General features: G+C 49.6%; 17 protein-coding genes. 8 read left to right on the top strand and 9 right to left on the bottom strand.

From position 1 onward, the window contains the following. The first annotated feature begins 16 nt into the window (after positions 1 to 16). Together PSI9734_RS08715 and PSI9734_RS08710 are read left to right on the top strand one after the other, a co-directional pair. Positions 17 to 1,156, top strand: a complete 1,140-nt coding sequence (locus PSI9734_RS08715; protein ID WP_246194859.1) for a PepSY-associated TM helix domain-containing protein — start codon at positions 17 to 19, stop codon at positions 1,154 to 1,156. 57 nt (positions 1,157 to 1,213) lie between these two features. Continuing rightward, the gene (locus PSI9734_RS08710; protein ID WP_173920735.1) at positions 1,214 to 1,666 is read left to right on the top strand and encodes a hypothetical protein; all 453 of its coding nucleotides are present in this window, start codon (positions 1,214 to 1,216) and stop codon (positions 1,664 to 1,666) included. On the opposite strand, the gene PSI9734_RS08705 is transcribed toward PSI9734_RS08710, so the two are convergent. Continuing rightward, a complete protein-coding gene (locus PSI9734_RS08705; protein WP_173920734.1) occupies positions 1,663 to 2,811 on the bottom strand; it encodes an S-(hydroxymethyl)glutathione dehydrogenase/class III alcohol dehydrogenase in 1,149 nt (382 codons plus the stop codon). The genes PSI9734_RS08710 and PSI9734_RS08705 overlap by 4 nt on opposite strands. 152 nt (positions 2,812 to 2,963) lie before the next feature. On the opposite strand from PSI9734_RS08705, the gene PSI9734_RS08700 reads away from it, so the two are divergent. Next, the gene (locus PSI9734_RS08700) at positions 2,964 to 3,830 is read left to right on the top strand and encodes a LysR substrate-binding domain-containing protein (RefSeq protein ID WP_173920733.1); all 867 of its coding nucleotides are present in this window, start codon (positions 2,964 to 2,966) and stop codon (positions 3,828 to 3,830) included. 27 nt (positions 3,831 to 3,857) lie between these two features. After that, positions 3,858 to 4,229 carry a VOC family protein gene (locus PSI9734_RS08695; protein WP_173920732.1) on the top strand — a complete coding sequence of 124 codons (372 nt, stop codon included), beginning with the start codon at positions 3,858 to 3,860 and terminating at the stop codon, positions 4,227 to 4,229. Here the strand turns inward: PSI9734_RS08695 and PSI9734_RS08690 are convergent, their stop codons facing one another. From PSI9734_RS08690 to PSI9734_RS08675, 4 genes are all read right to left on the bottom strand, one after another. Continuing rightward, complete coding sequence (locus tag PSI9734_RS08690; RefSeq protein WP_173920731.1) at positions 4,230 to 5,384, bottom strand: HNH endonuclease; 1,155 nt, start codon at positions 5,382 to 5,384, stop codon at positions 4,230 to 4,232. 69 nt (positions 5,385 to 5,453) lie between these two features. Beyond that, complete coding sequence (locus tag PSI9734_RS08685) at positions 5,454 to 5,732, bottom strand: peptidylprolyl isomerase (RefSeq protein ID WP_173920730.1); 279 nt, start codon at positions 5,730 to 5,732, stop codon at positions 5,454 to 5,456. Positions 5,733 to 5,747: 15 nt separating this feature from the next. Beyond that, positions 5,748 to 7,445 carry a class I SAM-dependent methyltransferase gene (locus PSI9734_RS08680; protein WP_173920729.1) on the bottom strand — a complete coding sequence of 566 codons (1,698 nt, stop codon included), beginning with the start codon at positions 7,443 to 7,445 and terminating at the stop codon, positions 5,748 to 5,750. Positions 7,446 to 7,454: 9 nt separating this feature from the next. Beyond that, positions 7,455 to 8,240, bottom strand: a complete 786-nt coding sequence (locus PSI9734_RS08675; RefSeq protein ID WP_173920728.1) for an SDR family oxidoreductase — start codon at positions 8,238 to 8,240, stop codon at positions 7,455 to 7,457. 98 nt (positions 8,241 to 8,338) lie between these two features. Between PSI9734_RS08675 and PSI9734_RS08670 the strand changes: the two genes are divergently transcribed. Both PSI9734_RS08670 and PSI9734_RS08665 read left to right on the top strand, forming a co-directional pair. Beyond that, positions 8,339 to 8,557, top strand: a complete 219-nt coding sequence (locus PSI9734_RS08670; RefSeq protein ID WP_173920727.1) for a DUF1653 domain-containing protein — start codon at positions 8,339 to 8,341, stop codon at positions 8,555 to 8,557. Next, positions 8,557 to 8,751 carry a zinc ribbon domain-containing protein gene (locus PSI9734_RS08665; protein ID WP_173920726.1) on the top strand — a complete coding sequence of 65 codons (195 nt, stop codon included), beginning with the start codon at positions 8,557 to 8,559 and terminating at the stop codon, positions 8,749 to 8,751. The genes PSI9734_RS08670 and PSI9734_RS08665 overlap by 1 nt, the downstream gene beginning before the upstream one ends. A gap of 6 nt (positions 8,752 to 8,757) precedes the next feature. Here PSI9734_RS08665 and PSI9734_RS08660 read toward each other — a convergent pair whose 3' ends face one another. Next, on the bottom strand, positions 8,758 to 8,985 hold the full coding sequence (locus PSI9734_RS08660) for a helix-turn-helix domain-containing protein (protein WP_173920725.1): 228 nt from the start codon (positions 8,983 to 8,985) through the stop codon (positions 8,758 to 8,760). 239 nt (positions 8,986 to 9,224) lie between these two features. Here PSI9734_RS08660 and PSI9734_RS08655 point away from each other — a divergent pair, with 239 nt between their 5' ends. Then, on the top strand, positions 9,225 to 9,509 hold the full coding sequence (locus tag PSI9734_RS08655; RefSeq protein WP_246194858.1) for a PepSY domain-containing protein: 285 nt from the start codon (positions 9,225 to 9,227) through the stop codon (positions 9,507 to 9,509). After that, a complete protein-coding gene (locus tag PSI9734_RS08650; protein WP_173920724.1) occupies positions 9,496 to 10,035 on the top strand; it encodes a cytochrome b/b6 domain-containing protein in 540 nt (179 codons plus the stop codon). Before PSI9734_RS08655 ends, PSI9734_RS08650 begins: the two co-directional genes overlap by 14 nt. Before the next feature lies 1 nt (position 10,036). On the opposite strand, the gene PSI9734_RS08645 is transcribed toward PSI9734_RS08650, so the two are convergent. The 3 genes from PSI9734_RS08645 to upp form a co-directional block, all read right to left on the bottom strand. After that, complete coding sequence (locus PSI9734_RS08645) at positions 10,037 to 11,017, bottom strand: LLM class flavin-dependent oxidoreductase (RefSeq protein WP_173920723.1); 981 nt, start codon at positions 11,015 to 11,017, stop codon at positions 10,037 to 10,039. A gap of 36 nt (positions 11,018 to 11,053) precedes the next feature. After that, entirely contained in the window at positions 11,054 to 11,479 is a 426-nt protein-coding gene (locus tag PSI9734_RS08640) for an OsmC family protein (protein ID WP_173920722.1), read from the bottom strand. Between the two features lie 67 nt (positions 11,480 to 11,546). Then, the gene (upp, locus tag PSI9734_RS08635) at positions 11,547 to 12,176 is read right to left on the bottom strand and encodes a uracil phosphoribosyltransferase (protein WP_173920721.1); all 630 of its coding nucleotides are present in this window, start codon (positions 12,174 to 12,176) and stop codon (positions 11,547 to 11,549) included. Positions 12,177 to 12,258 lie beyond the last annotated feature (82 nt).

Raw genomic sequence — 12,258 nt, 5'->3', positions numbered from 1 at the left:
CGGGCGTTGAGTGACTATGAGCATGCGTAAATCGTTACATAAATGGCATGGCTGGTTGGGGATCATCTTCATGGTCCCCTTTCTGCTTATTTGTTTAACCGGCAGCATTTTGATCTTTAAAAAAGAGATCGATAGTTTGTTACTGCCCGAGGTCGCAACGCTGGCACCCTCGCAACAACCACGTTTACCCCTTGATGAGCTAAAGCAACGGGTGAACCACCAGCTGCCTAACTTTGAAATTGGTAGTTGGGAAATTTTCCCTCCTGGTCATGATGAAGCCGACCGTGTTTTTGTCATCAAAAAAGGCACTGATATCTGGCATAAGGTTCATTTGAACCCTAAAACGGGTCAATTGACCAGTTTGCCAACCGAGCCCAGCCATTATTTAACCGATTGGCTTGTCGAGCTTCATTACACGTTACTGCTGAATGACATTGAATGGTTAGAGTTCAGCTTTGCGACCGAGCATTTTGGTTTGTTGCTGACCTTGGTGTTAGGGCTATTTTTGCTCTTCATGGGTATCTCGGGGCTGATCATGTACCGACGCTTTTGGGCCAGGTTTTTCACCTTGCGCTGGAATCAGCGCATGTTGGTGGTGTTCAGTGACTTACATAAAATGGGTGGCACCTTTGCGTCGCCAGTTTTGTTAGTGCTGGGTATCACCGGTGTGTACTACAACGGACTGATTTTTTACGAAGAGTGGACCGAGCATGGTGGGGGGCAGGAACACCACATCATGGCCGAGCGCTTGTACAGTGACAGCGTCAACATTGATGAAATCGTCGCCGACAGCCGTGAGCGCATTGATGGGTTTAAACCGACCTATATTTTGTTTCCTTACGAGCCTGGCCTTCCCTTTACGGTGTTTGGTCGTGCGCCCACGGCAAATCCGTTGCTAAGTAACTATGGCAGCGTGTCGAGTTATGATGCCAGCACCGGCGCGCACCTCAGTACTTATAACCTTAATGAGCAAGGTGCTGGCAGCAAAACCCTTGATGCCGTGCGGCGCCTGCATTTTGGCAGTTGGGGCGGGCTTACGGTGAAGGTTTGGTATAGCTTTGTTGGGGTCTTGCCATTATTGCTGGCGGTCACCGGTACTTACCTTTGGTGGCAACGTCGCAGTAAGCGCGCCCGCAAACGTGTAAAGCGGTTATGAGAAAGCGGCGCGCTGGGTTATGCTTGAGGCATCTTTGGTGAATGCAACGAGGTGGTTATGGGGCTTTATGTTCGCGGACTAGTGATACTTGCGGTGGTGACCCTTGCGGGGTGTGCCTCGCCCACGACCACCAATATGATCGGTACGGCGCGGGCACCGCTCACAGCCGACCAAGTGAGTGTTTATTTAGAAAAGCCGGCGTGTTCTGAAGCCATTGCGCTATTAACCGCAACCAGCGATGCGTCGTTTACCTTTAGCGACCAAGCCAAGATGGATGCCGCGTTAAGACGCTTACGCGAAGCTGCTGCGGCGGTGGGCGCTAACGGCGTATTACTAAGAAAAACCGGTGAGCAACGCGATGATTCGGTATACGTAGGCTCAGGCGTGGGTCGACAAACGGGAAGTGTTGGTTTTGGTATCAATATTGGTAAGTCGTTTGGCCTCATGGACAAGACCGCAGAAGGGGTAGCGCTATGGCTACCCCCGGAATGCTCTGATCTGACCCCTTAACGGTCCATCATTACCACTGAACGAATGCTTTTACCTTCGTGCATTAGGTCAAAGGCTTCGTTGATGTCGTTAAGGCCCATGGTGTGCGTGATGAACTCTTGTAGGCCAAATTCACCTGCCATGTAGCGCTCAACAATGCCGGGTAACTCTGAGCGGCCTTTGACGCCACCGAAGGCACTGCCACGCCATACGCGGCCGGTAACCAACTGGAATGGACGGGTAGAGATCTCTTGCCCAGCACCGGCCACACCAATAATAACCGACTCGCCCCAGCCTTTATGACAGCACTCAAGGGCTGAACGCATCACATCGACATTACCAATACATTCGAACGAGTAGTCAACACCGCCGTCCGTCATGTCGACGATCGCTTCTTGAATCGGCTTATCGTGCTCTTTGGGGTTGACCACATCGGTTGCGCCTAACTGTTTGGCGAGCTCGAATTTACTGTCATTAATATCGATACCGATGATGCGGCTAGCACCCGCCATACGCGCACCGATAATTGCCGATAAACCGATACCGCCAAGGCCGAAAATAGCCACAGTATCGCCTTCTTCAACTTTTGCCGTGTTGAGTACCGCACCCATGCCGGTAGTAACGCCACAACCCAGCAAACACACTTCGTCGAGAGGTGCATCTTTGTTTACTTTCGCTAATGAAATTTCCGGTAATACGGTGTATTCAGAGAAAGTTGAACAGCCCATGTAGTGGTAAATAGGCTCGCCTTCTTTAGAAAAACGAGTGGTGCCATCGGGCATTAAACCTTTACCTTGGGTTTCGCGAACCGCTTGGCATAAGTTAGTTTTACCAGAGGTACAGAACTTACATTCACCACATTCGGCAGTGTAAAGCGGTATTACGTGATCGCCCACTTCAACGCTGGTCACGCCTTCGCCGACCATTTCTACAATACCGCCACCTTCATGGCCAAGCACGGCAGGGAAAATACCTTCAGGGTCATCACCCGACAGGGTGAATGCGTCGGTATGGCAGACACCAGTGGCAACAATGCGAACTAACACTTCACCGGCTTTGGGAAGCTCAACGTCGAGCTCTTCCATTTTTAGTGGTTCGCCGGCAGCCCATGCGACTGCAGCTTTTGATTTAATAGAGGTTTGACCTGGCTTTAGCTCAAGTGGCATCTCGGGAATCCTTATAAATTAGACCTGAATAGATAGTCTAGTACTTTAAAGAAGTTTTAATTATTTATAATCCGTCTAAAATGAAAATGATTTTTACATATATGAAATAATAGCGTCAAACCAACGACGAAGAAATCAAATAGGGAGTATCTATGGCCGGCTGGCAAGGGGTATCTGAGTTTGTGGCTGTTGCCGAAGTGAATAGCTTTACTGTGGCCGCGAAAAAGCTGGGTACCAGTGTGGTACAAGTGAGCCGTAAGGTTTCGGCGCTGGAACAACGGCTCGACGTGAAGCTGTTGCATCGCACGACCCGCAACGTTGCGCTTACCGAGGCGGGACAGTTGTACTTTGATCAATGCAAGCAGTTGGTTGAGGGCCTTGAAGAAGCTGAACTGGCGGTGATGCAAATGCAACGCGAACCCAAAGGGTTGCTGCGAGTAACGGCTCCGGTAACCTTTGGTGAGCAACATATTGCACCGCTGGCGCATGAATTTCTTAAACACTACCCGCAGGTAAGCCTGGATCTCAATCTTACCAATCAAACCCTAGACTTGGTCGACAATGGTATCGATATCGCCATACGCTTGGGGCGTCTTAAAGACTCATCGCTGATTGCCAAACGCTTGGGCGACCGGCAGCTTTATGTGTGCGCAAGCCCAGACTACTTGGCGCAGCATGGCACACCTGAACACCTTGATGATCTGGCTGCGCACCAGTGTTTGATAAGTGCCATGGACTACTGGCGTTTTCGGGAGCAAGGTAACGAGCGTTCACTGCGGGTGTCGGGGCGCATTCGCTGCAACTCTGGCTTAGCGCTGCTAAACGCGTGCAAAGCTGGCTTAGGGCTGGTGCAGTTGCCCGACTACTATGTGCAAGAAAGCCTGCATAGTGGCGAGCTGGTTGAGGTTCTTGCCAACTATCGCGACACCCGCGAAGGTATTTGGGCGGTGTTCACGCCGAACCGCAATTTATCGGCAAAGGCGCGGGCGTTTGTGGAGTTTTTGGCTATTTCATTCTAAAAATAGAGAGACGGGGGAGGAAGTATTATGAACTTAGGTGCATTTTCAGTAAGTCTTACAGTGAAAGATATCAGAGCGTCTTTGGCTTTTTACGAAAAGCTAGGGTTCAAACCTATGGTTAACCACAGCGAACAAGGTTGGGCCATAATTAAAAACGGAGAGCATGTACTCGGTTTGTTTCAGGGGATGTTTGACGAAAATATTCTGACCTTTAATCCGGGCTGGGATCAAACTGGACAAGAAACTGAGCCGTTTACCGATATCCGAGAGCTGCATCAGCTACTTCAGAGCGCTGGAGTTCAAGTATCTAACACCAACTTAGATGGACCAGACCGTCGCGGGAGTTTCACGCTGCGTGATCCTGATGGAAATGTGATACTGATTGATCAGCATCGGTAGCTATATCAACTTCTCAAAATATCTTTCTCGGTGTTCAGCAAGGTATGCGCTATGAAAGTCGTTTATGGCTATTTTCATGTCTTTATCGAATCCCAGAGAGTGATAGTCACCTAGTTCATCAGAGATAAGAATATTGCCTTTATTTGTGAACGATATGAAATGAAGATCAAAAGCCTTGTCCAAATTTGGGGTTAGAAGCAGACCGTTGTGCGGATCAAGCCGCTCTGCGCTAGTGCTAATTGACCATGGTTTAATGTGGGATGCCATAAGTAACGAGATATTTGAGTATCCGGTAACTGCGCATCGAGCGTTCCACTGGGTTAAAAGTCTTTGACGAAAAAGACCCTGCCCTAGGCGAGCTTGAATGAGTCGAAGTTTCGTCGTTTCTGTTAGCTCACTATTAGTGTTCACTTCAGCTACATCGACTTCCAACTGCGAATCTGAGACCTGATCTAAGTATGAGCGATATAGTTTTAGGGCTGCAGAATACATCCCGTTACCACGGTAGTTATATTCTTGGAATTCGCGTATTTCGCTTGCTTTATTAATTAATCGAGCGACGTCAAAATAGTCGGTGATGTCAAAAATGTTACGATGGGAGTCGCCTTCCGATATAAGTAGCTTTGATATGGTTCCTTTCAACGCATTTGTATATTTACTGGCGGTCGACTCGGATTTTCCGATTGATATCGCCCAATGCTTAAAGCTTTCTTCATTACTATCCACGTTTTCAAATAATGCATGTCGAAGTTTACGTGCTTTGGCGTAATCTTGTATAAAGCGGAATAACTGATCATCTATATACGCGTACTCAATAGTTCCATATATTAGCCGCTCTGATGGCGTTTTTATTTTTTCATATATCGTTTCTTGACCGCCTTTTAGTTTGTGGTGCCAGAAGCTCGACGAGCGTAGGTAAAAAAACGGCTTTGCGATATCTAATTTATCTTTATCTGTTTTTAATCGATTAAAGTGCCAAGCAAATCGACTTTTTAATGATTCATCGAGAATAATTTTGTTCGTAACCAAAAGCCCATCTTGAATTAAATCAATGACCGCAAATAACAAGCATGCTTTATGAGGGCTTTTCGAGCCAGCTCTTTTAAACGGGCGTACGTTACTAAGTTGCGTTAGATAGTAATCAAGCTGAGTCATAAGATATAACCGTAGTTCGGAAAGTCGCTTTCAGTGTGCCAGGTTATATCGGGACATTAAAGTTACTAGCTAGCCTCGCGACAAAACCTTAATCAAATGCCAGCCAAACTTGGTCTTTACCGGCCCATGCACTTCGAGCGTGGGCTTGCCAAATACAACCTTGTCGAACGCAGGTACCATTTCTCCGCGACGGAATTCACCTAGATCACCGCCCTTCTTGCCAGAGGGGCAAAGTGAGTGCTTACGCGCTAGATCACTAAATTTCTTGCCGGCGGCGAGCTGCTTTTTTAGTTCAGTGGCTTCCGTTTGGGTGTTGACCAAAATGTGTAAGGCGTGAGCGCGTGCCATGGAGTAACCTCTTTGTTAAGTGTTGTTCTGCCAGTCTTGCAGCTGTTGAAGGTGTTTAATGCGGTCGCGTTGTAGCGCAAAGGCTTCGAAAACATCATCAAAGTTTCTATTTTTAGGCGATAAGTTCGGTAAGGCGAAGTTTGCCTGCGTGAAGAACTCGTCTTGTTGAGCTTCGCCCCAACCTTGGCGCCACCAATGCAAAATAAGCTCTTTCGCGTGCCTCAAGGTTTGGGTCGACGGAAGTTTATCTGATTTTGCCGAATTGATCGTTGGCTTTGTGGGAAGTAGGTTCCACAAGTCGTTATTCGGCCATCGCGCAAATGGGAAGGCATGATCGATGGCGTAGTCAGAACGTTGAATGGCGCGCCCCGACCAACAGCACTGCACCGAGTCGGATTGAAGTACTTGTTCGACACGCTTGCGAACACGGCTTGTTGTGCGCTCTGGATGTTCCCAGCTCAGGGCCTGTAAATAATCAGTCGCGGAAAACCGCGTTTGATTGCTCTGGTAGCTGGCCATAAGTTGGCTCCACTCGTTAACGAGAGCTGGCTCAATCCAGATACTAAAGCGTGCAAGCGCATCCCAAATATCACGGGGTACATAGAAGCGACCTAGCGAGGTAAGAAACGAATGGTCTAAAACGAGCGGTCCTGAGGGCTTTTGGGTGCGCTCAAGTTCAACGTGAAAGACTTCATTTTTAGTCCCGGGCAATGTGATATACCGCGCCGGCATGTTCTTAATCACCGAAGCGATGTCTTTAAGGGTTCGGTAAATATCTTGCGCGGTAGTGGTGTCAAGATAGCAGGCGCCGATATAAAAATCGTTGCTATTAATACTACGGATCTTATCCCAGCCATTGGCTTTCACGAACCCCAACCCTGTAGGACTAGTACTTTGCTGAATATCGTAATGGTCGAGTAAGGGTTTATAGAGCTTTAACCAGTAGAGTGCGACTAACCCCATCGGCAACGATACTTGGTGTTCAGTTTGTTCGAGTACGGCACCGGGGTGACCCTCGGCGATGCGCAGAAGTGTTCTTAATAGGCCGACTTTATAGGTAGATGCTTTGGCGTCATTGACGACGATATTACGGATCAGTGGAAACGCACCGGTGCCATCATCTGGCAGACGCAGCAACACAGTTTCCCAATGCACCTCTGGGCGCTGAAGTTGGTCGTCAGGTGAGGTAAGCAGTTGATAGCTTAAGCCATAGTTTTGTGCGAGTTGCGCCAGTTCGTCGGCAGACACTGAGTGCATAGTGCGCTCGTCGGTGCTAGCGCCATGACGTAACGAAACCACCATTTTGCCATTGGGCTTCAGTAACGAGCTAAGTTTGCGGAAGCTGCGTTGGCGCTGTGACTTTGGAATATGCATCCATACCGCACTCAGCAGTATGAGATCGAATTTGGTCTGCAGCTTATGAACTCGGCTGAGCTCTGGTAGGCTGTCGTCGAGCCAATGAATGGGTGGCCCGGCATGATACCGCTGCGCTTGCTCACGAAGCCCGTCAGCAGGCTCTACCGCAACTACGTTAAGCCCTTTCGCAGCTAGGTGACGCGCGTCACGACCTGAGCCAGCGCCCACATCCAGTACCATGCCTTCGCTGGGTAACTCGGCCAGCCAGTGACCATGTACCTGCTCGAAGGTGAGGCTATCGTATTGCTCGCGCAACGATTCTGCATGTTTTGAATAATAGGTGATGGTTTTGTCCATAAGCGCTCGCTAGCGTGCGATCCATTTGTTGCTGAGCCGCACCAGCCAGCTAGGTGATAATTTGCTGGCGATGCCCATAAGTTTAGCTTGGCGTCCCACGTACCAGTGAACGCGACTGCCGCGGTAGTGCGCCATGGTATAAATGGTATCGGCGATCATGTCAGGCGTAAGGCGTACCCCTAATCGTTGAATGGTGTGGCCTTGCATGTCGGTGACCATTTCGGTGCGGACGAATAGCGGCATGGCATCCATCACCTTAATACCTTTTGCCGACCACTCGAGGTCGAGTGCTTCGGTAATGCCACGCACAGCAAATTTGCTGGCGGAGTAGATCGCGAGGTTCGGTTGTCCATAAATAGCACTGGCCGAACTCATATTGATTACACGAGCGCTACCGCTTTCGTTGGCGGCCTTTTCAAGGAAGGGTAGTGCCAGGTAACAGCCTGCTAGCAGCCCTTTCACGTTAACGTCTATCATCGACTGCTGCGCATCTAGCGAGATGCTTTCAAAAGGGCCTGAGTGAAGAATACCTGCGTTGTTGTAAAGTAGATTAAGCTGGCCTTGCGTATGTTGGCAAAAGTCATCAAGGGCCTGCTGCCAAGACAGCTCATCGGTCACGTCGAGAGTGCCTGTGACCAAGCGTTGACGCTTCTCTTCGTCTACCTGCGCAACTAGTTGCTTGAGATTTTTTTGATCGAGGTCATAGGCGCCAACCAACCATCCAGCGTCAAGGAAACGCAGTGTGGTTGCTTTGCCGATGCCTGCGGCAGCGCCGGAAACGAAGATGCTGTTCATTGTGTGATCCTTAACGACGCGATACACCGTTCTCACGTGCTATGCTGTGTAGGAATACTCCCACTATAACTACTTCTAAAGTTTAATGGAATCACGCGATGCAGCAGTTAAAATCAGGAATCTATCAACACTACAAAGGGCCCGAGTATGAAGTGATTGATACGGTGCGGCACTCAGAAACAGAAGAAGTGTTGGTACTTTATCGGCCGCTGTATGGCGAGCGAAAACTTTGGGTGCGACCCTTTTCGATGTTTGTCGAAAGCGTAACGGTGGACGGCGAGCAGGTACCACGATTTCAATTTTTGCGAGGTAGCTAATGTCTTTAACCTACGAAGCAGAATTTGGTTGCCCTTATTGCATGGCGCCAAATAGTATCGAAATTGACGCCGAGCATGATGTCGGGCAACAGCAAATCGTCGATTGCCAAATCTGCTGTCAGCCGATCGAGGTAATGATCACGCAACACAGTGATGGCGACTTTGAGGTGATTGCGCGCACCGACGATGAATGACGGGTGCTAATCCCATAGTGGGCTCTCGCGCTTTTGTAATAGCAGCAATTGCAGATCAAGCGCATCGGTAATGCGCAGCAGCGTATCAATACGGCCGTCGCCGGAATTCTCAAACTTTGAAATTAACGCTTGAGTGGTATCAACCCGCTCAGCCAGAAAAGCCTGCGACCAGCCCAGCTCCTTACGCGCCAACCGAATAGCCGCCCCTAACTCATTCGCATCATCAACTCGCATGTCCACCACCCCATATATACGTAAACAAATATAGTCATATACGATTAGATATAGCGCATCCACCACATTAATACCACTTCCGATATAAAAGACACCAGAGGGGGCAGCCCCCCTCTGGGAAGACATCTTTACAATGTAGGGGCTGCCCCCTCTGGGGTGGGTGTGCGGGATGTGGTGGTTTAGGCTATGCTGAGGGTGAGTGAAGTTAGCTCGGTAATTCAGTTAATTAGGAGAATGCGATGAAGTCTTATTCAATGTTTGCAATGGTTGTGATGACGGTAGGTTTGGTGGCGGCGTGTAGTCCGGCCAAAGACGTGACGCAATGCACGGTGGCACCGATGAGTGATTGGCAAGACCAAGCTGAGTTTCAGTTGCAGTTAGTCGAGCAAGGTTACGACATCAATGAGTTTAAGGTGACCGAAGGCAACTGTTACGAGATTTACGGCACCGACAAAGACGGCAACAAAGTCGAGGTCTACTTTAACCCTGTTGACGGGAAAGTGATTAAGAGTGAAACACACTAACTCTGATCAACCCCTGCGGATTTGGCATCCGCTGATTCGACTTATCCATTGGTGGCTGGTGGCCGCGTTCACTATTAATTATTTTGTAGTGGACGCTGGCGGTCAGATTCATCAATGGGTGGGTTATGGAGCTCTGGCCGCGGTGCTGCTGCGCATTGGCTGGGGCTTTATTGATAAGGGGTATGGCTCATTTCGCACTATGCGTTTGAGTCGCAAGGCACTTCAGCAGCATTTTACTCACCTGAAACAACGAGCTGTTCCTAAGCAGAGCGGTCATAACCCGCTTGGCTGGCTGATGGTGATGGCGGTGATTGTGCTATTTGTGGGGCTTGGCGTTACCGGTTTCATGATGGAAGAAATCGATGCGTTGTTCGGTAATTCGACGCTAGAAACCGTTCATGCGTGGCTGTCGAATACGCTCTACGGTTTTGCTTTGGTACATGTGGCTGCCGTTGTTTGGGTTGGCTGGCGCGGACGTATCGCCTTGATACGCCCGATGATCACCGGAAAACGTGACCGCGATTAAGTTAGCTTAATCGACCGCTTGCGATCTCGAAGCTACGCATGCGCGCTTGATGGTCATAGGCATGGCAGGTCAGCATCAATTCATCCACACCGGTTGCAGCAACAAAATCATCTAAATAGGTGTGCACTTGCTCGGGTGTTCCCGAAGCAGTGTACTTCAATGCATGATTCGCCGCCGCTAAAGCCATAGGGTCGACCTGTTCTTCGATGGCGTCTACGGGGGCGGGTAAGGGGCCGGGGTTACCTTTGCGTAAGGCAATAAACTGCAACTGCATAGAGCTTTTCATGCGTTTGGCGGCCTGCTCGTCGTCTGCGGCAAATACATTCACCACAGCCATGGCGTGCGGCGCAGCCAAATACTTTGACGGGCGGAATTGCTGACGGTAGGTCTCCAGAGCCGCTTGCAGGTGATCGGGCGCAAAGTGCGAGGCAAATGCATAGGGTAGCCCCAATTTTGCCGCGAGCTGCGCGCCGAATAAACTAGAGCCAAGAATCCATACCGGCACTTTCGAACCACTTCCCGGAACCGCTTTGATTTGTTGCGCAGGGTTGGGGTCGTCGAGGTAATCGAGTAATTCTTGCACATCGTCGGGAAACCGGTCAGCACTGTTGTAGGTACGGCGCAAGGCTCGAAGAGTCGCTGCATCAGTGCCCGGGGCGCGACCCAAACCAAGATCAACTCGGTCGCCATAAAGGGCTGCTAAGGTGCCAAATTGTTCTGCGGCGATGAGTGGGGCGTGGTTGGGTAACATAATGCCACCCGCGCCAATACGGATCGATTCAGTACGACTACCGATGTGTGCTAAAGCTACTGCGGTTGCAGCGCTAGCTATACCCGTCATGTTGTGGTGTTCAGCCATCCAAAAGCGTTGGTAGCCTAACTTTTCCACATGCTGAGCCAGCTCAGTTGACCGTTGCAACGACACTTTCGCTGAGCTTTCAGCCGTTATTGGGGCTAGATCGAGTACAGATAGCGCAACCATTAAAACTCCAAATTTACTGCTTTAAACCAATGATGGCTATGATTCTAACGCAGTATCTAAGGTAATTTCAGCAGTAAAGAGCTTTGAGATTGGGCAGTTTTCTTTGGCTGCTTGCGCGGCCTTTTCGAACTGGTCTTTGTCGCAGCCTGGAATACGTGCTTTTAAGTCGAGATGCACGTGGGTTACGGCAAAGCCGCCATCGTCTTCTTCGAGTTTCACTGTGGCTTCGGTATCGATGCTTTCGGCGGTAATGCCTTCTTCACCCAACACCATTGATAACGCCATCGAGAAACAGCCGGCATGCGCTGCGCCAATAAGTTCTTCAGGGTTGGTGCCTTTGCCGTTTTCAAAGCGTGTGCCAAACGAGTATTGCTGCTTATCGAGCACGCCGCTAGCGGTTGATACAGTACCTTGGCCGTCTTTTAAGCCACCTTCCCAATGTGCATTTGCGGTGCGTTTCATTTAGCGCCTCCAACATTTTTTGCGAATGTACCTATTAGTGTAGTCCATGGGTCAAGGTAAAGATCACTTAGCGCGTACCGAAAATCTTATCGCCGGCATCACCGAGACCCGGCACAATGTAGCCATGTTCATTGAGCTTTTGGTCTAAAGCAGCTGTATAAATCGGAATATCGGGATGCGCAGCGGTCACTTTCTTTACCCCTTCTGGGGCGGCAACTAACACCAATACTCGAATGTCTTTGCAGCCTTTTTCCTTGAGCATATCAAGGGTGGCGATCATGGTGCCCCCGGTCGCGAGCATCGGATCAATCACCAACGCTGTACGTTGCTGCATTTCACCCGCGAGCTTTTCAAAATAAGCAACTGGCTCAAGGGCTTCTTCATCACGGTACAAGCCAACCACGCTGACTTTAGCGCTGGGAATGAGATCAAGCACCCCATCGAGCATGCCGATACCCGCCCGTAGTATCGGAACTACGGTGACCTTCTTGCCTTTGAGTCGCTGCACTTCAATGGTGCTGCCGTCCCAACCTTCGATGCTGTGTGCCTCTACCTTAAAATCCTTGGTGGCTTCATACGTCAGTAAGCAACCGAGTTCATTGGCTAATTCGCGAAAGCTCTTGGTGGAAATACCCGCTGCGCGCATCAGTCCGAGTTTATGCTGAATTAAAGGGTGTTGAATTTGATGCAGAGCCATAATGACCTCGTGTTTAATGCATAACAAAAGGGTGACGAATAATCCGTAAAAGGTTAACCTTTAACTAACGTTGCGTTAAGAG

The organism is Pseudidiomarina piscicola, from assembly GCF_902806985.1.
Lineage (GTDB): Bacteria > Pseudomonadota > Gammaproteobacteria > Enterobacterales > Alteromonadaceae > Pseudidiomarina > Pseudidiomarina piscicola.
This window is presented reverse-complemented; position numbering and strand designations above follow the sequence as displayed.

Excerpts from the sequence above, each read along its gene's own strand:
- PSI9734_RS08700 (WP_173920733.1), top strand. The coding sequence starts at position 2,964 with ATGGCCGGCTGGCAAGGGGTATCTGAGTTTGTGGCTGTTGCCGAAGTG.
- PSI9734_RS08655 (WP_246194858.1), top strand. The coding sequence starts at position 9,225 with ATGAAGTCTTATTCAATGTTTGCAATGGTTGTGATGACGGTAGGTTTG.
- PSI9734_RS08710 (WP_173920735.1), top strand. The coding sequence starts at position 1,214 with ATGGGGCTTTATGTTCGCGGACTAGTGATACTTGCGGTGGTGACCCTT.
- PSI9734_RS08680 (WP_173920729.1), bottom strand. The coding sequence starts at position 7,445 with ATGGACAAAACCATCACCTATTATTCAAAACATGCAGAATCGTTGCGC.
- PSI9734_RS08640 (WP_173920722.1), bottom strand. The coding sequence starts at position 11,479 with ATGAAACGCACCGCAAATGCACATTGGGAAGGTGGCTTAAAAGACGGC.
- PSI9734_RS08690 (WP_173920731.1), bottom strand. The coding sequence starts at position 5,384 with ATGACTCAGCTTGATTACTATCTAACGCAACTTAGTAACGTACGCCCG.
- PSI9734_RS08665 (WP_173920726.1), top strand. The coding sequence starts at position 8,557 with ATGTCTTTAACCTACGAAGCAGAATTTGGTTGCCCTTATTGCATGGCG.
- upp (WP_173920721.1), bottom strand. The coding sequence starts at position 12,176 with ATGGCTCTGCATCAAATTCAACACCCTTTAATTCAGCATAAACTCGGA.
- PSI9734_RS08670 (WP_173920727.1), top strand. The coding sequence starts at position 8,339 with ATGCAGCAGTTAAAATCAGGAATCTATCAACACTACAAAGGGCCCGAG.
- PSI9734_RS08660 (WP_173920725.1), bottom strand. The coding sequence starts at position 8,985 with ATGCGAGTTGATGATGCGAATGAGTTAGGGGCGGCTATTCGGTTGGCG.
- PSI9734_RS08675 (WP_173920728.1), bottom strand. The coding sequence starts at position 8,240 with ATGAACAGCATCTTCGTTTCCGGCGCTGCCGCAGGCATCGGCAAAGCA.
- PSI9734_RS08645 (WP_173920723.1), bottom strand. The coding sequence starts at position 11,017 with ATGGTTGCGCTATCTGTACTCGATCTAGCCCCAATAACGGCTGAAAGC.
- PSI9734_RS08695 (WP_173920732.1), top strand. The coding sequence starts at position 3,858 with ATGAACTTAGGTGCATTTTCAGTAAGTCTTACAGTGAAAGATATCAGA.
- PSI9734_RS08715 (WP_246194859.1), top strand. The coding sequence starts at position 17 with ATGAGCATGCGTAAATCGTTACATAAATGGCATGGCTGGTTGGGGATC.
- PSI9734_RS08705 (WP_173920734.1), bottom strand. The coding sequence starts at position 2,811 with ATGCCACTTGAGCTAAAGCCAGGTCAAACCTCTATTAAATCAAAAGCT.
- PSI9734_RS08685 (WP_173920730.1), bottom strand. The coding sequence starts at position 5,732 with ATGGCACGCGCTCACGCCTTACACATTTTGGTCAACACCCAAACGGAA.